Origin of the sequence: Exiguobacterium sp. s133, from assembly GCF_018618595.1 — a bacterium.
GTDB lineage: Bacteria > Bacillota > Bacilli > Exiguobacteriales > Exiguobacteriaceae > Exiguobacterium_A > Exiguobacterium_A oxidotolerans.
This window is the reverse complement of record NZ_JACSMK010000009.1, coordinates 15243-41804: the sequence shown is the minus strand read 5'-3', so window position 1 is coordinate 41804 and position 26562 is coordinate 15243. Positions and strand designations below refer to the sequence as shown.

The following is a 26562-nucleotide window of genomic DNA, read 5'->3' as shown; positions in this document are numbered from 1 at the left end:
AGAAACTGACACTTGAAGCGAATCCTCACATAGCCTCGGTATCAGATCGATTATGAGAATTCAAGATTCACGCTATACGTGAGAATTTAATCGGTAAGAGACCAATAAAAATCTTTGAAGAAAGCGGTTTTGACCTATCCATGATCGGTATGCAAACAACGAGCGAAGCGTTAAAAAGATGGAGAAGAACAATTACGATACGTTTCTCAAGATTTTGAGACGTATCCCTGTTCCTTCGGAACAGCCGGATATCATCGGATTGACGACTTTCCCTTCAAAAAAGGACCTCGTTACGGGACAATCATCTGCAATGCACAAACCCACCGTCTAATCGAATTATTCCGTTCACGGAATCCCGACGAGCTAATTGCATGGATGGATCGATTAATCGAAAAGTCTGTTCGAGCTTCTTCAGATAGATTCCCAGGATACCAGGCAACACTTCAGAAAAAAGGCGTTATAGTAGTGAGTGATCGTTTCCACATTATTCACAATCTGTGGGAATTGCTCGTTATCGTTTGTAGGCATGCGCTACCTGGTAGTCTCCCTATCTGAAAGAGCCAGTCTGCGGCAAAGGAACTTCAACCCTCTACCACAGATTTCCTACCTATTAATTCTAATCGCAAAATGCTTGCCTCTTCTGTTCAAGCCATGTATAAAGAGAGACTATCTCTGAATGCAATCGCTCGTTCTCTTCACTTGAATTGGCGAACTGTCAAGAAGTATAGTGAGCTTAATTATAAATTCTTGTCACTACGACGGGAACGTCTCCACTCAATTGATCGCTATTTGAATCAATTAAGAGAGTACGTCATGAACCATTTGACGTTGAAGGAAATTGATTGTCTACTAAGAGGTGTAGGGTAGTATAGGGGTTCTTGCGGTGCTATCTGTTATAGGGCTCGAAATATTCGTAGGGGACTTCTTTTAGAAAATCGACTCTTTTTATCGTGTAAAGACGCTTATCGATTACTTTGGCAATGGCAGAAAAAGAATGAGAGAGACATCTCAGATGTTTCGGATTTGTTATGCGAATATCCGGATCTTTCAATCCTATTCTGCTTCATACAAGAATTCTGGGAAGTAATACGTGTGCGGGATAGTGATGAACTGTTCCGTTTGATTATGAACCCGAAAGTCATGTCACATCCGTGGCTCGCTCGTTTTGTACGTCGCCTCAAAAAGACCTTCCGGTTTGGCAGCTTGTCAGTACGAAGAAAATAATGGCTACGTGGAAGGCAACGTCAATAGATTAAAAATGATCAAACGCCTCATGCATGTATGGGTGTGCCAACTTCGATCTACTATTTATTGACGAAATGCATGCGAAGTATGTTGAGATCATCGATCACTATAAAGCAAGGGACGACTTTCAGATGCGCCCTGAAGGACGAGTTCGAACGTGAGCTGATTGTTATTATATTAGAATCTCCCAAAACAAATGCACGGGTAGATCCATCATATAGATCCGAATGTCGCTTAAATAAGTCTTCTGAGAGGAATCGTACTTTAGTTCTGTGACATCTGTTACCCATTTTTGATGGGTCCTGTCACATGGAAATCACGATTCAGAATGTTCTCCGCTGTCTGTTGAGGACGGTTGCGAATATACTTAGGACGTTTTCGGCGGATGACACAATGAATACCGGCGATATGCATCAGGCGACGGACACGCTTTGCGTTAACGTTTCTTCCGAAACAACGTTTCAGGTTCAATTTCATTCGTCGATATCCATAAATTCCTTTCATCGTAAGGTGGATTTCATTCATCCCTTCAATGATTTTCATAGCCTCAGTATCACGTATCTTCGGCATATCCATCCGAAACAACCACTTGTAGTAGGCAGCGCGCGAGATACCTGCCCGATGACATAGGGATATAGGATAACTGACTTGCTCGGCGATGATTGAATGGCTTCAGATTTGTCCTGATGACGAATTTAACTTAACGTGACCTCCTCTCGATCTCCTCTAACTTTTTTAAGAAATCGTTCTCCATGCGTAGACGTTCATTTTCCTTCACGAGTTTTTTCAGCTCCAACGCAAAATGCTGTGTTTCCGTTAATTATTCTACAGGCTTTCGACACCCACGACAATCCATCAGTACTTCAATTCTGTCCTTCTCAAACTTTCTTACCCAGCTATAGATTTATTGATACGAGACCCGATAAGTCTTCATGATACTTTGATAGTCTTTTCCGTTTTGTATAAGTCCATAACTGCCTGGACATGCTCTTCGAATGTAGTAGTTCTATCTTTAGTCACAATGGATCGCTCCTTCGATGGTTTCCCTTGAATACTATGACTAGTATACTTCTCAATCTATTTTACAAGTACGCTCGTATTCGAAATATTGAACCTCAATGTAGCGCTAGTGAGCGCTTCCTCTTGAGTGAGCACTGCGCGCACACCCTCCATTTTTAGTTTTCTGGATAACGTGTCCCATTCTGTTCGATTACGAAGTGTCAAAGAGCCGCACTTACGATATTTTGCCCTCCACTTATTTAAGGTGGTGACTAAAAGCTCGAAGAGCGAAGCAATCATTTTTATAGAGTCTATTCTGTCATCACATATCCTAATGATATGTAGTTTTTGATCCATCAAAAGTCTAGATTTAGCCATAGAAAAAGCTCCCTTCAAAAAAAGTAGACAGTTTTTGTTATTTCAACTGTCTACTTTTTGGGGAGAATATCAGAAGCTTAAAATGATAAAAGTGCTTTTATTAAACAGTCCAAACTTTAAGGCTCAGTTTTTTAAGTTAGATGCTTTTTAAATTTAAATAAACACAGTATACAACATTAAAATAAATCAAATTTTCATTTTTATAACTCTAATGTTTCTTTCTTAATTATTGATGCAATACTCTCAGCATGTTCATCACAAATACGTTCTAAATGCGTATTAAGCTCTGCAAGAGATAAAATAACACCTTCCTGCTCAATATGTTCTGCAATACGGCGAGCTGGATTTTCTGTATCATATCGCTTGAAATAACGATGCGAACCGACAATCAATAACTCACGTTTGGTTCGGGACAAGGCAACGTTTAAACGCGCAGCATCAGAAAAGAACTTCGTTTTCTTTTTTGAACGGGTCGTACAATACAGAATGATCTCTGCCTCTTCCCCTTGAAAGCGATCAACGGTATCAATTTTAATACGTCCTTCATTTAATAGAGCATTTAATCGTGAACTGGATCTGACTCTTTTTGTAATGAGTCTTTTTTGAGCTCTATAAGGCGTAATGACGCCAATTGTATCTGACCCTGTTAAGACGATTTTCTCTAAAATACTTTTTATCACAGTAGCTTCTCTCTCGTTGCTCAAAGGTTTTTCATTTTCAAAATAACTACGGTCGTCTCCTAGGTCAAGCCATGTCATTTCATGAGGGAAGTGCATGGGCTTTTTGTGTACAGTACTTTTTCCACTCAATAAATCATTCTCGTAGAACAATGTACTGATTAAACGCCCAAGCGAAGTCGGCATCCGATACTGCGTCCCTAGACGATGTTTGGCGTGGAGCGGGGTTTGTAAGTACAGACGTTCAAATAAGCTCTTTTCAATAAGCTCATCTTTAATGTGAGGCTCTTCCATCGCCAGTAGGCCATCTTTGTCTGTGAGTAACGCAGGCATAGTCGGTGGCAACTGCAAATGATCACCGATTAAGATCGCTTTTCGAGCTCGAATGACAGGTAGAAGCATTTCTCCAGGAAGTGCCCTTCCCGCCTCATCCACGATCACTAAATCAAACTGTAACCGGTCGATTCCAATTCTTCTTTTAGCAAGGCCAACACACGTCGCGCCCACGATCTGTTTTGATTGTAAAATAAGCGTAGCAATCGTTGCAGAATCTTCTTTTTCAAGTTCTTCACGCCATTCTAAAAGTAAGGGGTCTAAAGTTTCAGGCACTATTTTATCAGCAATCCGTTGACGATAAGATCGCTCAACTTCCTCAAAACTGTAAGAGATCAGCTCTCGCTGCATCTTTTCTTCGCTCCCGCACCGAACTAAACTCGAAGGGTAATGATCAATAAAATCTACCATTACATTATCTACGGCAACATTCGATTGAGAGGTAATTAATATCCGGTCATGAGGATTCAGCTTTAAGTGTTGACGGACAATTTCTTGAATAACTGTGGTCTTTCCGCTTCCCGGCGGCCCTTGAATCATATAGAAAGATTCGGCACCAAGTGCTGTCTCTACGATTTCCCGCTGTCTAGGATTTGACGCGATATATGGATTATAGTAGTCGGAACTCTCAAGCCGTACGGGTTCTATTGGTGGAACTTGTGAAGGATCTAGCATTAGTTCGTGAAGAACAGATGATGCCACATTTCCTTGTCTAAACCCTCGAATAGCTTGAAATTGTTGCTGTTCAGCATAACTACGACCAACATAATACAACGGAAAATTATCAAGATCACTCTCTAACATGATTTCTCCAGGTTCAAGCAATACGAACATGTCCTCTTCACGAATGGTGACCACTCGTTCTCCGTATCTAGGATGATCCATCATCATATACTGTCTTTGTCGAAATAGTGCATCAGGACTATCAAGAAATTCTCTGAGGCTAGGCGAGTGAGAAAAGCGCAGATTTACTTTTTCACGTCGAATGAAAGAATCGAAAGTTTGTTCAATCAACTCGACCTGTTCAATAAAAGGACCCTTTCGGCCGATTGAAAAGCTTAATCGTTCCATTAAGTCAGTCCACTTGTTGTAATATAACCGGGTAGCAACTGCCTTTTGGATGACTCTCTGTTTCCGAAACTCCGATTCTAAATAGAGCTTCAAATGAACGGTTGATTCCGTTAAAAGAGGATTTGTCTCAATCAAATGTTCCCATTCCGATTCATCTCGAATGTGGAAAGTAAATTCACTTACAACAAAGACTTCTTCCGCACGAATAATCTCTTCTTCAGATAGTTCTCTAAGGAAACGAAAATAACGTGGCATCTGATCATCGTCAATTACCAGTTCAACAAGTAAGCCCACATCGGTAGAGAGCTGCATACGATAGTACGGCGTATCTGTATCAGGAGCAATTTTCCATTCTCTCGAACTAAACGTACCATCCCGCTTTGATAGTTCTTTTATAAAAGCGACAGATGACTCAGTATCAGGAATAGCTAATGCTATCTCATCTAACTGCAGCAGATTTAAGCTGCGAACAAACTGTTCAGTCACACGGGTAACTTTGTTGTTTTTAAAAAAGTTATAGTCTACCTCGAGCGGGTATACAATCAGTTCCATCTTCGGTTGAGGTCTACCACCTAAAGGTTGTATTAATTCGTAGTTTGGAAGGGTCAGTTCTATCCCATGATAGGACACAATAGACTCATATCGCGTGTTCTTCAAGACATGTACATTTAATCCTGAGAACTGAGCATTCTCTAAATGTTCTTTAAAATATCCATAACCTACTGAGGCAGTCCAAGTTTTTCCTCGTTGTTTTACTCCCGTTAAACATAATGGGACAATCTGATTTTTTTCATAATCTAATACTCGTTCATAATCATCTTCACTTATATCGAGCGTATAAGATAATAAATCTGAATTTAACTTTGTATTATCAAGGATATCTTCTCTACTCATATAAAGGAGCTTTCCTACATAAGGATAATCCTTAGGTAGGGTTAACTCAAAATTGAAAGGAGCAGCCATCATTGCTTCAGCTTGCTCCATTTTTCGTTCGTAACGACTAAGATAATTGACATAGGCATTCATCTTAGCCAGCGCTTCGTTAAATTCATATAACATCTTTGTGATTGCGTGCGAACGTAGTTGAGTAATTTCTCCTCGAGTATCACGACGAATAGCATATAAATTCGACTTTTCTTCTTGAAATTTTTCAATTTGTTTTATAAAAGTTTCTTTGCGTTCTTGCGCTGATAAGATCAAGTGTTTAAAGTGTGCTCTGCGAATATCTCTTGACGTTCTCCATTCCACTCGTTGTCTAAGTTCAGCTCGAGCTTTTCGCATAGCTACGTCCTGAGAAATCCCCTCTTTTTCATATGATTTAGCCAACGCTTCAACTTTTTTACGAAAACGTTCTGCTTCTCGCGCTTGACGCTCTTGTTCCTTTTTAATATCACGTGTCAAATCTCTATGCTTTTCGCGTTCTTGTTCAGATGCCTCTCCGTTTAAAAAATCAGAGGCTGCCGATAGTACAATCGATCCAACAAATAAAGCCCCGATAATCACTGGAATTGGAATCATTTGTGAAGCGCGAGAAGCGTCTCGCGGATCTCCTTCATTTCTTTTCGAACTTCTAATCTCTGTTCTTCGGTCAATGTATTAGAAGCTAGTTGAATTCGCAATAATTGATAATCATCTTCCAACATCTTAATACTAGAATGCGTCCGATTTTTATTTTTAATTTCTAACATTTTCACTTCATGATCGTTGTTAATCTTAATTTCTTCGTTCATAAGCTCTCTTTTTTTGTGTTTATGTTCATACTCATTTTGTTTTTCTTCTTGCTTTATTTTTGAAATTTTTTCCTCAATATCTGCTTGATGTTTTTTTAAATTGTTGTCTGATTCTACTCTTGCCGTTCTATTTAATTCTTCGCTTTCTACGATTTTGGCTTTAGATTGACTTTTAACTGATTCATAAGCTTGTTTAGCTGTATAGGCATTTGATAGATTTTTAGATATATCTGCAATAGCACCCACCCCTTGGCTAATCACATTCACTTTATCTATCGGATTCCCAATAGAAGTTCCAACTGTTTTTGCTGGTAAATTTGAAGAGCTATTTGTCCCATTCCTTTTTGTCATTTTGTTCTCCTCCTACTATTTATTTAAATCATATTTACAGCTGCATTCTTATGCATCACTTGAAGTTGTCTAATATCTTCATCCAATTGGTTTACTTCTTTCATCGTTTGAATAGCTGCATCTCCAAGCTGACGATCTAAAATTTTTTTCCACCAAGCTGCTTCATCCTGTAATAAAACAATAGAAGATGCGAGTAAAGCGATTTGTTCCTGCGCTACGTGCAATTGTTGACTAAATTCTTGCGTTTTAGTCTCTAATTTTATTTGTTCAAGACGAATCGACTTCTTTCGTTGCTCCTCTAGTTGTGTTTCCAATGTTTTAAGAGCTCTGATTCGTGAAGCTTGTTCTCTATCAAGACTCTCTTGAAACAGTTTTTTCTTATCTGATAATTCTTTTATATTCTGACTACTTTGCTTCTCACCTTGTTGTTTAACATCGTACAATATATCCTCTAAACTACCTGTGATTTTTTTTAGTTGATCGTACTCATATAATGCGAAACCAAAGCGAACTGCCTGAATAGCAAATTCAATGGCTTGCTGAGCGAGATTCGGAGATACCTTTCCTACCCCTGCAAACCTTCCGCCAAATTTAAGACCAGCTTTCATGCTTGACCTCCAATTCTACATAGTCTTCGAGCCAAGATACGGGAATTTTTTTGATGGCATAAAAGGAGTTATACTGTACTTCAAACATTTCCATATCATAACCTTTATCAAAAATTACTTTTTCAAATTGTCTTAACAACTCTAAAGAGCGATCCATTTCTAAAAAATCTTCGCCATCTTGTAAGCATTTTAATGGAGCTTTTGTAGAAAAAGATCCAGTTAGGTTATCCATATACATCGATATTTCTTTAAAATTTTCATACATATCTTTTTTTTGTAAGAGAAGAGAGGCATCAGTACTTAGCCAACTAGGATGCATTTCTCGAAAATATTTAAGCTGCTCCCAATCGTAGTCGGATATTTGTTGAAGAATTGATGGTTGTTTTAGATGAATACATTCAATTAAATAAGGAAAATCAAAATATGGTCCAATTGAAATATTTGAAGACGTTTCTACGAGTACGGATGTGTCTCCCACCTCTTCAAAATATGTAGGCATTGCTCTTAAAATAAAAGGTCTGACATGAGGAGAAATCCCTTTTTGAAATTGAAGTTTTAAGGCAAGTTGATCGGCTTTAAATTGATCCATTACTTCTTCCGGTGGCATCGTTGCTTCAACTAATTCTAAAGTGTTATATGGATTTTCTTTTTGATATAAAGAAGGAGTTACCTTTTTCGCAGTTTTCGCTACTGATTCAAAATGATTTTCAAACATGATTCGCTCGTGATCAACATCAAAAAATACATTCCATCCCCCAGAATCCAACCTTTCTGAAACAATTAATCGTTCATACAAATCATTTCCATTCAGAGTAAGGATAAATTTTCCACCCTGCTCTTCTAACATTCCTCTTCTTATTAACCAATCTGCTTGTTCTCGAACAACACTCTCGCTCAAATCCGTCACTTTCATGATTTCTATAATTTCTGCCCCTTGCGCTGCTCCTTTTAATAAGAGCCTTAGCACAGGTCCAAGTTCTGTTTTTAATGTTGAGGTAATCAAAAGTTTACCCAAAAACCCTGTTATTTCTATTTTTATAGGTTCGGGTAACTGTCTAATCCACATAAGCTCACCTCACGACTTTTAGTTAGTGTTAGCAATATAAAAATTCGTCTGAATACATTTATCATTATTTTTTATTTTGGGCCAACATAAATTTTATATATACGTTTTAAAAATATTCAGTTTTTTATTGCGAAAATTAATCGATTAGTCTAAGTACCACTTCCAGCGGACCCAGGTAATATCGGATTCCTCTAAATATATTGATTTTATAAACTCTTCTTTAACCATAAACAAAAAATTGCAGTCATTTTCAAGGTTTCCCATAATACAACCTGCTGCAAATTGATGACAATTATCATCAAGAAGATGATATTTTCTTCTACCAGATAGATTCTTAATAGCAGCTTCAGCTGCATCCTCGTTTCCTATAGGGAACATCGCACACTTGAGAACTGGAATAAATATATCTTTGTCAGTATTAAAAATATTTCCAGTAAATTGTTTAAGATTAACCTGTTTTATTTTTCCCTTACCATTGAGTTCAATAACATTACGATTTCCTATATAAATACCGGAATGTTCTGCTGTAGCTAATTGACAATAAATTAATGATCCAACAGCAGGTTCTTGAGTAAAGTCATAAGAGGCGTTAAAGACGGAAGAACGTCTATGGATTGAAACTTTCTCAGTTTTCCATAATACAGGAGCCACTATATTTCTTAATATTTTTTGATCTAATTGAAAAATATCTGTTTGGAAAATATTTGTATTCTTAAATTTATTTTTCAAATTTACACCCCAATCTGATTCTTAATTATTCTTTGTATACCAAATGATCAAGCTTAATTTTTTCAATTAATTATATTTATAAAGTTAATAAATAATATATTAAGAATTAATATAACAATGGCATAAAATAAAACAAATCATTTCTATTAGGTAAATTATACAATATTTTTACTCTTTTACCTAAAAATAAATTTAATAAGGTTCGCTTTAAATATTTTCAAATCCATTATTTTTTCTCATATTCTACTTCTCGTTTAATTTTTTGCACAAATAAAAAAACAGGCCACTTCAATAAATGGCCTGTTACAGTTTATTCTGATGGAACCGTGATCCACACACGTTTTAAAGGTAATGAAGCTTGTATTTCTTCATCAAGTTTGTCGTATACTTTTAACAGCATGTCTATTAAGTCATCCGAATCCCATAAGCGTACTTTGAAGAATTGCTCTTTAGCTTTTCGGCGAGCGTCTTTTGTAAAACCACCAATCGAAACTACTAAACCATACGTTGCATCGTAACTTGCCACAACACCTAGTAAACTATTTAAGACATCGATCCCAACAGGTGAGGAAGTTGCCTTTACCTGAACACAAACTCTCGGTTCTTCAAGCCCTAAAAGCCCTTTACCTGCTAGTATATCCACACCGCCATCTTTACCTGGTGGAGATATAACTGGTTGGAACCCTTCTACTCTTAAAATTGATGCGACTAAATCTTGTAAACGATGACCTGCGAATTCACGTTCAATTAATATTCGTATTTGGTCACGACCGATGCCTTCTACATCAACAGTCTCTTCGTTGAGAACTTCATCACCTATTTCTTCGGAAGCGTTTGGTAGAGAGTCTTTCGAGACCGAACTTGAACCATTCAAATATTTATCCAGTGCCGCTGGAATTCTCGTTTCTGCATCATTGCGTTGAATTCGACAAACCGTCATAAATGCACCGAGGGAATACAAGAGATCTTGTTTTAATCGAGTACGAGGCATATCTGTTGTTAACCACTTCACTCTCCTAATATGTCTTACTTCATCAGAGATAGTAGAATTGAACTCATATTCGCCTGTCACTTGTCCTATTGCAATCACCGGCTCTGTTTTTAACGGCAATACTACATAGTCACCTATTTTAATTTCTTTAGCAAATCGCCATATTTGATTAGCTTTATTGCTAACTGCACGAGGTTTCTCTCCAGGATATATTTGATTGTATAAGCTTAGTAAACTTTCCTTATCAGCAACCGAAGAGATATCGCCTAACTCTTCCCAACCAATAGCAACAAGATTGTTATCAATTGCTACCTCTTCTTGATGTCCCGTACGTCCCGCGCGAACTAACCAAATCGGTATACTCATGTGTTTTCTCCGTCCTATTTTTGGTTTTAATACAACACATCAAAACCTTACTTTTGTCATTTAGTGCAGTTACTATTTTTCATGTTTATTCGCCTAGTCTATTTGTTCAATTCAAAATCGATGCGTCTCTAAAATGATTAATATATATATTTCATTCGGAACGGATCTTCTTTATCTAAAACTTTTTCAATTAACGCTTCATTGTACTCTACCCCATCAACACCTCGATGAATTCGAGCATGACAATTCGGACAGACTGCAGCAACATGCTCTGGATGATCAGGTCCACCATCCGATAATCGATACATATGATGCACTTCTAAAGACGAACCTGATTTTGCCTCAAAAGGTTCTGGTTGTTCACAGGCTTCGCACGTTCCATTTGCACGGGCTCGAGCATATAGCTTGATCGCCTCTGATCGTTTTCGTACCTTCACTCGTTTCATTTGAACGGAATCATGACTATTGGACGTATCTTGAAGAGCTAATTCCTTAAGTTCATCTAACGATCGATCATAAGTTAACTCGTCACCCTCAAGTTCTTCTTCAACAGAGCGCGTGAGGTATGATGAAGATTCAAATACAAATTGTATAACTTCACGCATACTTCCTTCTCGATCCAAAGATTGTTTTGTTTCGTATCCAATCAAAGTTAACTGATCATCGAACCTATACAAACCATCCTTTGAATGATGAAACAATAGAACATCCTTTGAATTATTCACGTGATCTCGCAGTGCTTTATTCCCCATCGAAAAGACTTGATCGCCAATTTGTCCTTCACCTGTGTACATAAATAAGGTTTTCTCTTCATTCCAATCGTCAGAATAACCATATTGAGCACCACTTGCTCCGGAAAAAATAAATATGACAGGTTCTTTCGCAGAAGCACTAATCCCACGCTGTCGATTTCCTCCAAATTGATCATGAACTTCAGACCGCTTATAATATTCACCCGGTACAAACTTGATTGACCACATGAAGCCTCACCCCTTTTTATTTAGTAACCAATTACATTTTTAGATACGGATTCAATAATAATAGGATCGATTGAATCTACGTCTAATGAATAAGCAGTATTTAATCGAGGATTGAACACACCAATCTTCGATATTTGATCAAAACTAGTTTGAAGTTTTGATCGCTTTCCCATTAAATAATAGATAAGCAATTGTAAAGTATGATCTGCTGTAGGCTTGTTCTTGGAAACTTTCATATCCCATAATGCGTTTTGTGTTAAAAAATCCGCATCCCCCGTTGTAATAATTTTTGTATAACGACCTTCAAAGATAATATCTTCCTTTAAGACAGGACCATACTTTTCAAAAAAATGTAGGCTTCTTGTCACCATTGTTTTGATATTATAGATCGTTTCATCTGTTGGATTAATCGTTATGACTGGTACGTATGCCTTCTTTCCGGCACGTGTAACACTTTCATATCCACATAATCTGCAAGCGTTAAAAATTGAATTATCATCTAAACCTTTTACTTCTGATAATAATTCTGATCCATACTCAAGCTCTTTCATCATGATGGCTCCACTCATCGGAGAACTAAAAGCCCGAGACGATCCTTGGCAAAACCGAGTCAAATAATCCACGACAATTCCCATAAGAGAAGCGTGAATATTCTCTGATGACAATACAACTCCGTCTTCAAAGTTCTCTTCACGAAGTAATTTTGGATTAATGTATCCGCCTCGTGGTTGTTTAGCATAATCAAGCTTTTTAATAGCTTGAATGCGGTTCGTTACAGATGCCATCTATTTCACTCCAATGTAATAATGAGTTTATTTAGGTTGATTTTCGACATACATTTAGTATAACTAGTATTCCTCACTTTGTATGGATAATTATTCCACCCATTTCTTTTTTTGACTATACCTTCACTTTTTCAATTTAAACTTATGTTGTCTCTCACCCCAACTATTTTTATGAAGAAAATCTTTTGTATACATTCGATGTCGAAATATATCGCATTATTCCTTATACTTCTTCTGTAGAATTGAAAACTGTTCAGTTATCAATTAATTAGTTTTCCACACCTTAATGTATTAATTATACATTTAATACCTTTTTGTAGCTTTATCTATTTTTCTATAACCATTATTTATAAATAAGGCCTTATTCTGATTCCAGATATAGCGATTAAACGTTGATATATAAAGGTTTACAGAACAATCAATAGTACAAAATTACAGAGACGCTAAATACAAAGTCACTAAACATCCTTTAGCTAATACAAATGTGATACCTGAAGAGTGAAAGTAGTCCTTACCGTTACAAGAGTAAAGGTGAGTAGCAACAGATAACTCAGAAGAAACAAAACGATAAATAAAATCATAATCAGCATCAAAAAGGATCCGCTCCTTAAAGCGGATCACAGCATGACGAGTTAATTTAAGTTTCATGAATAAACACTCCTTTAAAATGATTGGATAGGAACAAAACGTTGATTAACAAGCGTTAGTACTTGAACACGACGAGATGACGCGTAATGAAGTAAGCCTTGAATGAAATGAATAGCGTTAGCATTAGCGGCTGGATTTTCGAGAAGTAAGTGATAATCAGAAATGACAATATACGCATACTGATCGATGAATGAGTATGATGAGTGAGAAGAACGAAGAAATGATTCAGCAGAAATGAATGAGTCTTCGAAATCGTTGCCCTGCATGATACGAGAGTAACGAGCACTAATTTCTTGAAACACATCAGCTGAAATATAGTTAAAAAGTGATAAGTCTCCGTTTAAAGTTTGACGATATAAATAGTAAAACGACTCGTCAGTCATATCGAGAAACGATGGCTTAAGTGTTTTAATGATGTCAGGCATGATATCACTATTCTCTGAATAAGATTTGCGAAGACCTGGCCAAGACTTATCAATGAATGAGTGATAAGTGCGATGATGAATAGAAAGTTCTGGAGCAAGAGAATAGTTGCGACGCGTGATGAAAACAAACGATGAAGAGTGTTCTTTAAAATAAGCAATTTGATTCGATAAATGATTACAGTTTAATAAATTCACAATGAATTCCTCCTTTTGAATGGGGAGCGGAGCTCCCTCTCGGGCGACTTTGTCGCCCCTTCCCTGCGCTCTTGAATTAAATCTTTTAAAAAGCGGCGACGAAGTCGCGGCTGCTTTTCTAAAGTGGTTTTCAATGAAAGGGGGCTGAAGGCCCACTAGTGCGACGGAGTCGCACGTTTTCTCTCATCTTGTGGATCGGCGACACTCGGAGAGGGTCGCGTTCTTTTGAAATAAATCATTAAAGGGAGGGCGGAGCCCCCCGCCTTTGTTCTTTTTCTTTAAACACAAAAAAAAGCAGCGGCGAAGGAACGACTGCTTGAAAGTGTATTAATTTAAAAGACTTTGTGGCGGAGCCACCTCTAAAACGGAAACACGTTTAAACAAACAATAAAAATTCACAAAAACTGGCCGGAGGCCCCCGCCCTTTATCTGTTGAAAAGTCAAAAATGAAACAAAAAAAACCGGCCGCGTGAAACGAGACCGGTTTAAACTTCCCTTCTAGCACATCCATAATAAATCCTCCTTTTGAATCGGTAGCGGAGCTACCCTTTCTGGCGACGGAGTCGCCACTTCCCTGCGCTCTTTGAAATAAATCATTAAAAGGAGGGCGGAGCCCCCCGCTCTTTATCTGTTAAAAAAATAAAAAATGAAACAAAAAAACCGGCCGCGTAAAACGAGACAGGTTTAAACTTTCCTTGATACGTTATGAATAGCTCTGATACATTTGCTGAATATCTGACCACAAAATAAAGTTTTGAGTCATCTCACCGCCACACGTTTTGCATTCAGCATCATGAACATGAAGTTCTTCTTCTTGCTCGACTTTCAATAACTTCAACGTAGATTTCAATATTCCACCAAAAGCAATCGTACGTCGTTTAAACATGGCTTGTTCAAACGATTCAAAGTAATCATTTTGAATCACTGCTTCAACAGACTCGAATTTCATCGGATATTTAGTAACTTCTACAACTGCACCAACTAAATCTTTCTCATCCTGCGTACGTGATTTAACCCGACGTACATCGACAACAGGATCATAATCTACTTGTAAACTTTCACGCCATAACTCCATCCATACTTTTTGCTTCAAATAATACTTACCAGTAAAGTAGGACTGCTTCACATATACTAAAACGTGGAAATGCGGATGAAATGTTTGATCTTTTTCGTTAAAGGTTACTTCAAGTCCGCGAAACCAGCCTTGTAAAACTGATCGAACCTGTTTCCGCTGAGATAAACGTTGCCAACTTTTCATCATATGCCCTATCGTAGCACTCAGTTCTTCAGCAAATACATTCTTAACAGTAAGCGTTAAAAATAGCCAATGGCCCTTAGAATTCTCAGCAATATCTTCAATAACACCTTTTAATTGTGCTCCTAGCATATACGAGCGATGCACTGTGCAAATTGGACAAAAGCGATTTTTACAGTATTGAATTTGTACAGACTGATGATCAGCATGACTTTGACATTGTTTCGACAAAATTACATTACTACACTGTTTAACAGTCATAGCTGAGTTAGCCTTACCAATTTTGTTGTAGGCTTCAATTAAAAATTTTATATCCTTACTTTTAGACTTTACTTCACCAATACTATTTAATGCTTTCATCTCAACAAATCTCCTTCAAAAACAGTAAGACCTTAACTAAAAGAATGGATTCTTAAGTTAAATCCAAGTAATCTTCAGTTAACGACGTAGCTGCTGCTGATTCATTAGACGAAATAGTACAAAGTGATGTAACATAACGCAAAATTTGTGCCACTACTTTAGAATCTAAAGAAAACAAGTTCTTATATTTCTTTTCTTTTGTTTGAGGATCTTCATATTGATGCTGTAACTGCTGAAGATATAAATAATTGTCATTTTTGGGTTTACGGAAGACGGTAGATGAGAAACTACCTACAACTGTTCTAACCTTAACTAATGCCACAATATTCGCTTTTTCTTGCGCTTCTGTTGGAGCACTTACTGCAATATCTAACACACCAATAGCAAGATTCGAAGCACTACTCGTTACATCTTTTAAAAAAAGCGAATCTTCATTTAAGTACCAGTCATCCGTTGAAAACGAGTCTAGTTTTGTAGCATCTAATTTAATCATCATATAAGCTCCTTTAATTAAAAGTAAATTACAGTTAAAATTATACACAATTTTTAATTAAATATACAAAATTATATAAATGATGCCAAAAAAGAAGGTAAAGCTCTATTAAATAACAGAACTTTACCCTCTTTTTAAATTTTACTTCTACATGTTTCATCTACTTTTGCCTAAATTCAACTAACCTTTACTGTTTTCGCTTTACTTTTATTCAACGAATTATCTTGAACGTAAACGGTGAGCACAGTCCCCTTTTTTTGTTTCTTTATTTTCACTTTGAAATTCCCCTTTGAACTTACAGCTCCTTTGGCCACAAGTTTTGATTTAACATAAATCAAAATGCTAGAGTCGTTTTCAGCACGACCGCTTACTGTCGTACTTTTAGTCGATACTTTATTTACAGAAGGCGATAAAGGTGCCGTACGATCCAAAACACTAATTTGCTTAATACGGCTTTGATTTCCTGAAGTATCAACAGCATACAGTGATAGCTTTACTCCCGCTTTTTGTTTAGGAATTTTGATACTGTAATTTCCCTTTTTAGCAATCGATGATCCAATGAATTTAGTACGATATTTAACATAAATTTTTGAATTCACTTCTGCATTACCGTAAATGCTCAAAGATTTGTCAGATACATGATTTGAACTTGGAGTGCCTGGTGCTGTTCGATCTAATACTTTTGTTTTATAAGGTAGACTCATGTTACCTGTTTCATCAAACGCATATACAGATACTTCTTCACCTGATCGTTGTTTTGTTATTTTGACTTTAAAACGACCTTCTTTATCTGCTTTACTTCCCATAGAATTCATATACCGCGAATAAATTCTTACCGTTGCATCTGGCTCTGTCAATCCGCCTACCACTGTAGTATGATCTGTTATTTCATCAATTTTAAATAGTATTGGAGGTGTCGCATCTTCTACTACGGTTTCTACAGCTTCACTGATATTTTGAGATGCATCCATTGACGTCGTCGATAACCTTGTGCCATCTTTTTGTTTAGCAATTTTTATCGAAAAAGCCCCATGTAAATCTGTTTTTCCTTCACCTATAATTTGTGCACCTGATTTAATAGAAATGATAGAATCACTTTCTGCTGTACCAGTGACCTTTTCTGACTTGCTATCGACCTTATCAATAATAGGAGATCTAGGTGGAGTAGTGTCTTTAGGCATAATAGTAACAATTTGGCTACGGACACCGTTTTTATATGCAAAAATCTTAAATTCATAATCTCCACTTTCATTCAAGTTGATATTAAATTCCCCTTCAGAATTAGAGAAAACACTTCCACCACCACTCGCCACTATTTCCGAATCTAATTTATGACTATACTCGTAATTGATAACAGCATCTGGTTCTGATTTACCTTTAATATGTATGTTTTTTTGATCATATGTAACTATAGTTGGTTCTATTACCGAATGCGGAATTTTAGGAGTATCTTCATGATCCTCACTCAAATATGGAATATAATCAATCACGCTATCGAATTGTAAATTATCATTTTTATCAAATAACATATCATTAATTACATTTTCTTCAGTTGTTCCCCAATAATTATTTGTCATACTTTCAATACTTGAATAAGGGTAACTTAATGAAATTGAGTTCTTCAACGATTTCATATAGAAGCTATTATTTAAAAAATGATTATGCGAATATCCGTTAATTTCAATACCATTAATGTTATAGAATAAGTTATTTACAAATGCATTATCGGCTCCAATCACAAGGGCTAGAGAATTAGTAAATGTATTTTTCTCCAGACTGGAATATCCAATGTAATGCTTTCGATTATAATAATTGGACGTGTTGTTGTCGATCCATGAATCGCTGAGCTGAAGATAACCATTTGAATAGCTAGCCAATTCGCAATTGATTAAGTTACTATTTGAAATTTTAATTATCCCAGATTGAGATCTATTACTTCCTGTATTTATTATTAAATTCATAATGTTTATCTTTTTATTATGTTCTCCGTCCGCACTCATCTTTCCAAAAACAGTTAGAGAATGTGAATTCCCTAAAATCACAGTTCCAGGTTCTACAACGAGATTTCCAACAACCTGAACATTTTCTTCTAGAATATAAGGTGAACCTGCTTCATTCCATGTTACATCGGAATTTATAACGCCACTTACTTGTGTTCCATTAAAAGCCTCATTAGCTTTGATTTCTTGATGATAAAACAGTGTAGCTAAAAACAAGGTACATAGAAAGAATACTTTTTTCATGTTTACTTTACTCCAAACTATTTTTTAATATATGCATCCCTGACCTGTAAAAAAGACTAACTATCTCATTTAATATCTCTTTTTAAAAGATGTGGCTAATCCTGTATTTCAGAACATCAGATGCTATATATACTATATCTTAAAAATGTTGACGGATTGAATGAATTCAATTGCGAGTACAATAAATTGACCTGTTTTCTAATAAGTTATGATTCTCTTTTCAACTTTATTTTTCGATAAAATAAAAGGGAGAGATTCAATTGAAATAAGATTGAATCTTTACCTTTTAAATCACAATTTTTATAAAAATAAATTAGCCACGAGTAAGGATACTAAGCCGACACCCCAACAAATGGTTGTAGGGACAGACCACACCATAATTTGTTCTTTGACATCTTTGATTCCGAGCATCCGATTTACTACCCAGAACAAACTGTCATTGAAGTAAGAAAAAATCATTGACCCCATAGCTGCTGCTTGTGCAGCTAAAGCCATATTCACATCCATCTGCGAAAGAATCGGTGCAGAAATTGAGGCGGCCGTAATCATGGCGACTGTTCCGCTGCCTTGAACTAAACGAACAATTGTCGCCACAAAAAATGGAATTAAGATCGCTGGAAGTGGTAGATCCGCAATTTGTTCTGCGATGTAGTTTCCAGCACCACTTTCGCGTAGTACATTCCCAAGCGCTCCACCCGCTCCAGTTACTAATAAGATAATACCTGCTGTTTGAATCCCCTCTTCCATACGATCTAAGGACTCAGCACGACTTAAACTTCCTGCTAACGCGTAAATCGCGGCCAGCAAGCCGATACTCACCGCGATAATCGGTTTACCCAAGAAAATCAAAATACCATACATGCCATTATCTAACTCAAGAGCGGTTAACGTCGTATTTAAAAAGATCAAAATAATCGGTAAAACGATCGGTAAGAGCGAACGACCCAAAGAAGGAAGCTCTTTTTCTCTTGTAGTTGCTAGCTCTACAAATTCTTGATAAGCCGCTTGTTGCGTGGGACGAATAAATCCGTCATCTTCTTCGTTCGGTACTTGATAAGTTTTCTTTCCGATCCATTTGGCATATAAAACGCCTGCAATCATAATTGGAACAGCAAATCCAAGACCTAGTGCAATCATTAATCCGATATCTACACCAAAGATTCCCGCTACACCTAATGGACCAGGCGTCGGAGGAACAAGCGAATGTGTGATGACAAGACCTACTGCTAACGCAACACCTAGTGATACGACCGATTTACCTGTACGTTTTGATAAGGCTTTAACTAATGGATTTAAGATGACAAATGCTGAATCAACAAAAATAGGAATTGATACGACATAATTAGCGATCGCTATCGTCCACTCCTCTTTCTTTTTCCCCACTGCTTTTAATAACGCATAAGCAAGAGTCTCCGCTACCCCGAATCGGTCGGAGAGCTTCAATGCCGAACCCTATGTATTTCCTGCCGGGCACATCTCTATCATAAAGTCTCGGACAGAGAAAAAGAGCGTAGGTGCAAGTCAGCAAGAAACGTACTATTTCGATATCGCACTGTGGAGACTTCGCTCATTGCGTAAGGGCTGTTATAAGGACGGCGTAAAATCGAAAAAGTATGGCGTATCATTGAAGAGAGCGAACAACTTGAGTATAGAGTATGAACAGACTGATGAGTACAAGGCGTATTACAGTAAACGATATGCCATCGAATCGTCAACTGAAGAACACGTATGGTCTGGCTGCTAGAAACACAAATCCAGACCTGAAAGGCATGACGTTACAGAGCGTGATGGCAATCATCGAGGTCAACTCGAAACGAGTTATCAGTCTTACCTAAGAAAAAACAGACTAAATGCAAGCAAAAAGACGATTGACCCGACTAAGTCGTACATCAATCGTCTTTTCTCTTGATCATGCTTGAAGAGCGCGGAGGTTTTCAGTGATACCTGAATCATTTCTTAGGGGTTTAAACAATACAATATGGTTACTTTTTTAATTCAAATTCAAAATAAACACCAGTTTAATCTTCTACATAAGTTCTTGTATACACGTCTACTTTACGAATTATTTCTCGAATAGCGGATAAAGAATATTCCAAATCAATCCATACCTTCAAATCGTTATCAAAGTAGATTTTTTCACTTCTAATCCGTTCAAACGAATTTTTTTCGTCATATTCCAATATCCATTCCATGTTGTTGTAGTTCATTTTCGACTCACTTGTTTCTTCAACATTTGAACTTTTTTTAATCACTTCGAAGGGTAATGCTAGCTGCTCACGATACTCTTCACTTTGTTCACCAAATCTTTTTTTGATTATTTCTATAGTGGAAGAAACCGTATCAAATTTTTTGCATGAATCGATATCTGCTTGATTGTACCATTCCCATATGATAGTCCATTTTTGAACTAGCTTATCAATCCAATAATGTCCCCATTCTATATCTTTTCTATTAAAATTAAAACTAAATGTTCGATTCTCAAAATTAGATGTAACGTACATAATAACTCTCGTTCCATCCATTTCTTTTGGATGCTCTACAAAATAAAATCCATGTGCGAACATTTCCGAAAACTCATCAATTGATTTTATATGTCCTTTTGTATCTTTGAATTTCAATTCAATTTGATCAATCTTCATTATTTTATTTCTCACGTATTAAAACCTCCATAATTGGTGCTTCGGATAAAATTGATCGATATGCATTTTTCCATCAAAATGTTTTGTAAACCCAATTCTGTAGTATGCTCCATTGATTTCTACATCTCCAACTATGCGTCCTCCAACTCTTAATTTTTTTCTTTGACTCATAAGTTTACTTTTAACGTTAGGATGTTTAACGGATTTAGAAATAAGATCCGTTATCTGACTATACGAAGTTCCGTTTGGAAAGAAGGTTTGACTGTATTTTCCGAAGCTACCATCCCATACTCCTGTATGGTGACGTCTAATAATATGTTCAAATCTTTCTGGCGTAAGTACAACTGGTTGATCAAGTGATTTCTTACCTAATTGGAGATTTTTGTTTGACATATATCTTATAGCTTCTGATTTAGCAACCTTACCACCAGCATTTTTCTTATCAAACTTGATACTCGCTGTCAAACTTCTTTTACCTGTTCTTTTTTTAGATAATTTGACTTTCTTTTCTTTCTTGAGCAACGTAGTTATCGCTCTTACAAGCGCTTTTGCAGCACCAGCTCTTTGTCCACTGAATTGCTCGAGCTCGAGCTTATTCCCAAGTATTAGTTCACCATCGACTGTATTTACACTAAAATCATCCTCAATTGTACCTGAACCAAAATCATCTACCGCTTCAGACACATCTTCAACCCAAGGTCGATTAATTTCGACTTCTGTCTCACTAGCTCTACCAATCGAATCTTTCGTTCTCACAATAAAGCGATAAGCTGGAAGTGCATCGATTTCCGTTTTCAACACTCCATTAGCTAGATAAATTTTATCTAGACTTTCTGGGAGTGCAGAGCCTGCAGAGACATCTACAAGACTGGATTTCCCACCTACTTCAGAGTAAATTTGTGCTTGATTTGAATTCCATGTCGTCTCCTCTGACATGTTGTATGTTTCATAGCTTCGGCCGTTAAAAATTAACAGTTCAGAAGTCGTATTTTGAGCTTTATGCCAGCCGAGCTCAATTTCTCTATTACCATTCTCATCAATTAAGTCATTCTCTATCCATACTTGAGGTTCTTCTAAAGGAATGGATAGCTTAGTTTCGTCTGAAGGAACACTAGAACCATCTTGTAATATAGCAGTTATTTTGATTTGATAGCCTGTGTCTTTATTTACCAATGCTTCATTGAAGTGTTTCTGAACTTTATTATAGAGTGTCTCGGGAGATGAGGGTAGTTCTACACCATCTTCTCTTGTTCTAAATGAGAATTCTCCATTAGCCATCTGTTCTGTCGTAGGATAAATCTTTTTCCCCATCGTTGTCCAACTAGTTATATCACCTGGAACATCAAAGTATGTGTAATCATGCCCATTATAAAGCATGACCTGATATTTAAGAGCGCGTGGTACTTCTGCCCATGATACAGATAAGTCGCTAGAGAGATAGTCATGTTCTTCATCAATACCACGATCAATGATCTCAACAATCGGAGCGTTCATCTTTTTGATGCTACTTTCGATTTCTATTGGTTCATTTTCGTAATCGTTCATATCAAGTGAAGTACTACTTTCTTCTGATTCGATATCACTCTTACCTAGGTATCTTGATAGTGTAAGTTCTTCTTGAGTGTAATCCTCGCTTCTATATGCCTGTACATAAACACGATAAGAAGATTCGTCATTTCTACTGGCTGCTACACGCGAGTACAGCTTTCCAGCATCACGCAAAAATTCTAATCCATCGTATTCCACTTGGAAATTATTTTCTGTCGGACTACTTGGAAATAGTCCGCTGTCAAGACTGCTCCAATAAGTAGTATCCGAAGCAATTTGTTGAACAATCTGCTTTGTAACTCCATTATCAATTAAAATTAAATAGCCTGCCGCATCCTCTATCTTATTCCAAGCTGCTGTCAAGTATCCACGTTCGCTCATTTCGTCTTTGTAAGCAAAACCACGACCGCTGATACTAGGAGACTTGGTAGGGAACCATATCTTTAGAGATGGTGAAGGAAGGCTTTCACCCTTATCAGATTTTGCAATCAATTTAACAAAATAATTAGTCGTCTCTTCATGCTTAATTCCTGTTGAACTATACATTGAGCGTGGATCACTTAGGAAATCTCGACCATCACCTTTTTGCCTGAAGGTACCTTCAGAGCTAGAAGAATTTAATTGTTCCTCTGTTGGAAATAACCTCTTCCCCTTACTCGACCAATTCGTCACATTTCCTACTGGAATACGTTCATACTTAGTTCCATTGTAAATCATAAGATCGTATGATGTAGCCCCTTCAGTCTCATCCCATTCCAGTTCGAACCAGCCTTTAGGATCATTGTCGTTAGACTGTACATCTTCTAATTGAGGAGATTCAGGATTCTCAGGAATGATACCGTCGAGTACTGGTTTCGCTACAGTAGAGACTTCGCCAGAACCTAATTCATAGTCAGCTACCACTCGGAACTGATAGGCTTTTGAAGTCGTATTAGAATCACTACTAGTACGGTACATTGGCGAAGGATCTAGTGGTAATTCCATACCATCCCCTTCACGGAAAGCGATTCCTCCGGTCAACGAGTCCTTTTCTTTAAACTGAACAGTTGTAGGCCAAATCTTCTTGTTCTTTGTACTGAAACTGGTAGAGGTTCCTTTATAGATGGTTCGCCATCCTTTTCCATTAAATAGCTGTAAACGATATCCTATTGCTTCGTTCGCTTTTGCCCATGATAAATTGATGTATCCTGTGGAGGAACCAGCTGCTGTAGGATAAGGCTCTGCCTTGAGTCCCTTCATCTGCGGGTAACTATACGAAATAACAATATTTGATTTTTTTGCAGACTCACTTGCTGTGATCTGTTTCCAGTAATTTTGGTCATTCCCATTCGCATGCAATTTAAAGCCGTAGTCATTTATAGAACCATCTGCGATTTGCTGGATCGTTTTCTTAACGTTAAATGTAGCCCACTGCTCCCTTGCAGCTGTTGTTGAGGTAATATTGGTTGAAGTTGGCTTGTTATCCCAGTTTATCGTAGAATCTGACCAACTGGAGTTCACTTTATCTAGCCATAGACCTGTTTTAGTGCTAGGGTGATAACTCCACTTCACGTATGTCTTAAGATTCGCGGATGCAATAGTTGCTCCTTTTAAGTCGGTCAATCCCTTCATTTTCATGAAGGCATAGTTTGTCCCGGTTTGACTATCATATTTTCCTACACGAAGGACATACTCACCTTGAGCCGAGCTCCAAAACTTTTGGTAATTCCCTTTCGGATCGGCACTCGTCACAAAAGCATCTTGTGCAGTCCCATTAGTAATGGTCGGATCGATATACACAGGATATTGAAGACCCTTATCCTCTAACCATGTCTTATTAGGAATTAGAGCGAGTCTATATCCATCACTTTCTTTAGTTAACTCATAACGGATATCTCGACTTTCTTTGGATAGACCAGAATGGCTATCGAAAGAGCTGTCACTCATCACCGGTGCCGGCATTGTGAACTCTATGCCATTTTCAGCTGAATCTTTAAAAATGATGTTCCCTTCATCGTCCAATCGTGCATCAAGATCTGTATCAATTTGATAAATAAATCTTTCTATTTCTTCATTTGGCTCATTTAGAATAATATCTTCCTTTACCTCTTCATTCATAACAATGTGACGAACATCTAGGTTAGGATAGACATTCTTATAAATAATGCGGTTATTTATCGTTTCAGCCGCTCGCTTCTCTATCTTCTGCAACCCATCTTTCGTTTGAATTCCCTCGAACTGAAACGAAATAGCGTTTTTGCTTCCCGGATCATTAATTTCCATGAAAGAGTCCTTGGAAGAAATAATGCGATCGAACTTCACATCAATTTTCGTGTTCTTTGGTTCAATCGTCGACTTTTCTTTTTCAATCAGATGCATATCGACGTCATCCCATGTTCCTTTACGCTCTAAGAAATTCTCGTCATTGTAAACTGTTAATTGGTAATTTCCTTCTTCCTTTTTTTTCGTTTCCATGAATGGAGTCGTCATTGTCTCCCCAATCTTTTCTTCAAGATCGAGATTGTAATTCTTAGAGCTTTCTAATGCCTCTTGCTTAGGTAGTTGCTGCTTATCCTCTTCTGCATGTACATTTTTCAAATGCACAGGAATTGAGCTCACGAGTAATGAGCTTGCTATTAATGACCTTGACCATTTTTGAAATGAAATTTTTCTCAAGTTCTTTTTCTCCTTATTAATTTATTATCTTTATAAAATATACTGAATTTTATTTATACAACTAAACACCCATCAAAAGTAGTTACCTTACAATAATGTTAGGTAAATTGACTCACTTTTTAATTTTTTTATATTTTTAATTACTTTAATAAGTCATGACACAAATAAACGTCGATTGATTCAATGAAATTATGTACTACTATTTCATCACTTCTATATCCATTTATATTTATTATCCAATAAATTAATAGATTGAAAAAAGGTATATTAAATATAAATAGGATTGTATACACTGATGTGCTCCCCCTATAGGTAAACAAATATAACAAACAATCTTTTTTCTTATTGAGGGGGTAATTTGAAATCAGAGATGTATTTCTTGCATGAGTTTAATGCCTGCGAGGAGCTGACATCACACATCGCAACCTATATACACTTCTATTACAATAAACGTTTACAAAAGCGAATAAACGGCTTGAGTCCTATATAATTCAGGATACAAGCCGCTTAAATTAGTTTTAATTATTTGACCTGTCTAATTGACGAGAAACAGATCATACTTCGACATCGAAATGTTTACATTTCTTTTTTATAAAGACAAATAATAAAAATTCATTTCTTTATCTATATACAAGATTTCGTCTTTATGGATCGTCCTATAATTAGATTTTTTTAAATCTTGTGCATAATGTTTACCTCTTGCTCTTGCTTTCGCTTCACTCCAGAAAAATCACTTCATTTTTCTCCTATGCCTTGTGCACAGACAGAATGGGCGTGTTCTAACGCTGAATGATGAATTCAAAATAATCCTTGTACTTTCAGACTAGCATAATCTTATTTTCGACGTCGAAATGTATACATATTAGACTCAAAAAAGGATCCATACGAATTAAAAAAAGTCATATTCTTCATCTATTTTATTCTTTATTTATAATTTGATTAGCTTTACGGACAAAACTGGTCCTATTGAGTTCTTTATTATTACGTCTCTATACTTATTAAATCTCTATTTCTTCCTATATTCTTAAACTTTATTTGCTTTACCATTGCGTTTCCTGCGAAGAGGACGGTGTTTTTTTATAGGCGATATGTAAGACAGCACTCCAGTTGTACAGATCACTGTTCGCATAGTCCTTGACCGGTCCGACGAACTGCGTTGATTCAAATAAGCGTAAACTTATCTAAATCAACAAAGGAATTAATCAAGCATTCAAATTGGTTTTCAACGCATCCTTTAAAAAATGACTGTAATTCGAAATGATAACGTCACTTCTTCACTGGTCATCTGTTCAGAATCGTATCAATGTTTAACAATACTCAACGTACTCCCTCGAATTCATAGAATGCAGGCGCCTTGTTCATGTCAGCATCCAGTCTTAGCATTTCAACCAATGAAGGCATAAGTTCTTTCGCGGTTTGGTGATCCACCCATCTTACATCTGTGATTTCTTGATCTGGATCCATGATATCGATGCTTCCACCAATGATCTGAACGAAGAAGGTAATGATTAATGCATGATGTCCTTTCTCCGAGAAAATGACTTCTCTAACGGAATGCATACCGATGACCTTACTTTCAAACCCCGTCTCTTCTTTTACTTCACGAATGACCGCCTCTTCGAGCGTTTCGTCTTTTTCCACAGCTCCACCTGGCGGACTCCAGTAAAAAGAGTCGCCTTTGACGTTCTTTACCAATAATATGTTCCCATTCTCATCATGAATCAGGGCTGAAGCTACATCTATACGTTTCAAAGTATTTCTCCTTTAGTTATTATGCCTTGGCGAAACAATC

21 protein-coding genes are annotated in these 26562 nt (G+C 36.9%); 3 read left to right on the top strand and 18 right to left on the bottom strand.

The genetic code is table 11. From position 1 onward, the window contains the following. Window positions 1-258 precede the first annotated feature (258 nt). Window positions 259-555 (top strand): transposase, encoded by a 297-nt coding sequence (locus KNP96_RS16945; protein ID WP_214770906.1) that lies wholly within the window; start codon window positions 259-261, stop codon window positions 553-555. Window positions 556-1527: 972 nt separating this feature from the next. On the opposite strand, the gene KNP96_RS16770 is transcribed toward KNP96_RS16945, so the two are convergent. The 15 genes from KNP96_RS16770 to KNP96_RS12010 form a co-directional block, all read right to left on the bottom strand. Continuing rightward, complete coding sequence (locus tag KNP96_RS16770) at window positions 1528-1788, bottom strand: IS3 family transposase (RefSeq protein ID WP_251135782.1); 261 nt, start codon at window positions 1786-1788, stop codon at window positions 1528-1530. 1034 nt (window positions 1789-2822) lie between these two features. Continuing rightward, the gene (locus KNP96_RS12075; RefSeq protein WP_214770742.1) at window positions 2823-6221 is read right to left on the bottom strand and encodes a DEAD/DEAH box helicase; all 3399 of its coding nucleotides are present in this window, start codon (window positions 6219-6221) and stop codon (window positions 2823-2825) included. After that, a complete protein-coding gene (locus KNP96_RS12070) occupies window positions 6218-6784 on the bottom strand; it encodes a hypothetical protein (protein WP_214770739.1) in 567 nt (188 codons plus the stop codon). Before KNP96_RS12070 ends, KNP96_RS12075 begins: the two co-directional genes overlap by 4 nt. Window positions 6785-6807: 23 nt before the next feature. Then, on the bottom strand, window positions 6808-7392 hold the full coding sequence (locus tag KNP96_RS12065; protein WP_214770736.1) for a hypothetical protein: 585 nt from the start codon (window positions 7390-7392) through the stop codon (window positions 6808-6810). Then, window positions 7376-8458, bottom strand: a complete 1083-nt coding sequence (locus tag KNP96_RS12060; protein WP_214770734.1) for a hypothetical protein — start codon at window positions 8456-8458, stop codon at window positions 7376-7378. The genes KNP96_RS12065 and KNP96_RS12060 overlap by 17 nt, the downstream gene beginning before the upstream one ends. 144 nt (window positions 8459-8602) lie before the next feature. Continuing rightward, window positions 8603-9187, bottom strand: coding sequence for a lecithin retinol acyltransferase family protein (locus tag KNP96_RS12055; protein WP_214770732.1), 585 nt, complete (start codon window positions 9185-9187; stop codon window positions 8603-8605). A gap of 310 nt (window positions 9188-9497) precedes the next feature. After that, on the bottom strand, window positions 9498-10544 hold the full coding sequence (locus KNP96_RS12050) for a restriction endonuclease (RefSeq protein WP_214770730.1): 1047 nt from the start codon (window positions 10542-10544) through the stop codon (window positions 9498-9500). 137 nt (window positions 10545-10681) lie between these two features. Beyond that, on the bottom strand, window positions 10682-11524 hold the full coding sequence (locus KNP96_RS12045; protein ID WP_214770728.1) for an HNH endonuclease: 843 nt from the start codon (window positions 11522-11524) through the stop codon (window positions 10682-10684). 20 nt (window positions 11525-11544) lie between these two features. After that, window positions 11545-12309 (bottom strand): hypothetical protein, encoded by a 765-nt coding sequence (locus KNP96_RS12040; protein ID WP_214770726.1) that lies wholly within the window; start codon window positions 12307-12309, stop codon window positions 11545-11547. A 432-nt stretch (window positions 12310-12741) separates the two neighbouring features. Further along, a complete protein-coding gene (locus tag KNP96_RS12035) occupies window positions 12742-12957 on the bottom strand; it encodes a hypothetical protein (RefSeq protein WP_214770724.1) in 216 nt (71 codons plus the stop codon). Window positions 12958-12971: 14 nt separating this feature from the next. Beyond that, window positions 12972-13577: a hypothetical protein gene (locus KNP96_RS12030; RefSeq protein ID WP_214770721.1), complete on the bottom strand. Its 606-nt coding sequence runs from the start codon at window positions 13575-13577 to the stop codon at window positions 12972-12974. Window positions 13578-14280: 703 nt separating this feature from the next. Then, window positions 14281-15192 (bottom strand): protein rep, encoded by a 912-nt coding sequence (locus tag KNP96_RS12025; protein WP_214770718.1) that lies wholly within the window; start codon window positions 15190-15192, stop codon window positions 14281-14283. A 52-nt stretch (window positions 15193-15244) separates the two neighbouring features. Next, window positions 15245-15685 (bottom strand): hypothetical protein, encoded by a 441-nt coding sequence (locus KNP96_RS12020; RefSeq protein ID WP_214770715.1) that lies wholly within the window; start codon window positions 15683-15685, stop codon window positions 15245-15247. Window positions 15686-15861: 176 nt separating this feature from the next. Beyond that, a complete protein-coding gene (locus KNP96_RS12015; protein ID WP_214770712.1) occupies window positions 15862-17928 on the bottom strand; it encodes an Ig-like domain-containing protein in 2067 nt (688 codons plus the stop codon). Window positions 17929-18228: 300 nt separating this feature from the next. Continuing rightward, window positions 18229-19371 carry a GntP family permease gene (locus tag KNP96_RS12010; RefSeq protein WP_214770709.1) on the bottom strand — a complete coding sequence of 381 codons (1143 nt, stop codon included), beginning with the start codon at window positions 19369-19371 and terminating at the stop codon, window positions 18229-18231. A gap of 224 nt (window positions 19372-19595) precedes the next feature. Between KNP96_RS12010 and KNP96_RS12005 the strand changes: the two genes are divergently transcribed. Continuing rightward, the gene (locus KNP96_RS12005; protein ID WP_214770706.1) at window positions 19596-19763 is read left to right on the top strand and encodes a hypothetical protein; all 168 of its coding nucleotides are present in this window, start codon (window positions 19596-19598) and stop codon (window positions 19761-19763) included. Window positions 19764-19946: 183 nt separating this feature from the next. Here the strand turns inward: KNP96_RS12005 and KNP96_RS12000 are convergent, their stop codons facing one another. Together KNP96_RS12000 and KNP96_RS11995 are read right to left on the bottom strand one after the other, a co-directional pair. Continuing rightward, window positions 19947-20582, bottom strand: a complete 636-nt coding sequence (locus tag KNP96_RS12000; protein WP_214770705.1) for a hypothetical protein — start codon at window positions 20580-20582, stop codon at window positions 19947-19949. Between the two features lie 3 nt (window positions 20583-20585). Then, window positions 20586-24770, bottom strand: coding sequence for a DNRLRE domain-containing protein (locus tag KNP96_RS11995; RefSeq protein WP_214770703.1), 4185 nt, complete (start codon window positions 24768-24770; stop codon window positions 20586-20588). A 358-nt stretch (window positions 24771-25128) separates the two neighbouring features. On the opposite strand from KNP96_RS11995, the gene KNP96_RS11990 reads away from it, so the two are divergent. Next, on the top strand, window positions 25129-25260 hold the full coding sequence (locus KNP96_RS11990) for an IS3 family transposase (protein WP_214770701.1): 132 nt from the start codon (window positions 25129-25131) through the stop codon (window positions 25258-25260). Between the two features lie 827 nt (window positions 25261-26087). Here KNP96_RS11990 and KNP96_RS11985 read toward each other — a convergent pair. Then, complete coding sequence (locus KNP96_RS11985) at window positions 26088-26522, bottom strand: NUDIX hydrolase (protein ID WP_214770699.1); 435 nt, start codon at window positions 26520-26522, stop codon at window positions 26088-26090. Window positions 26523-26562: the final 40 nt, after the last annotated feature.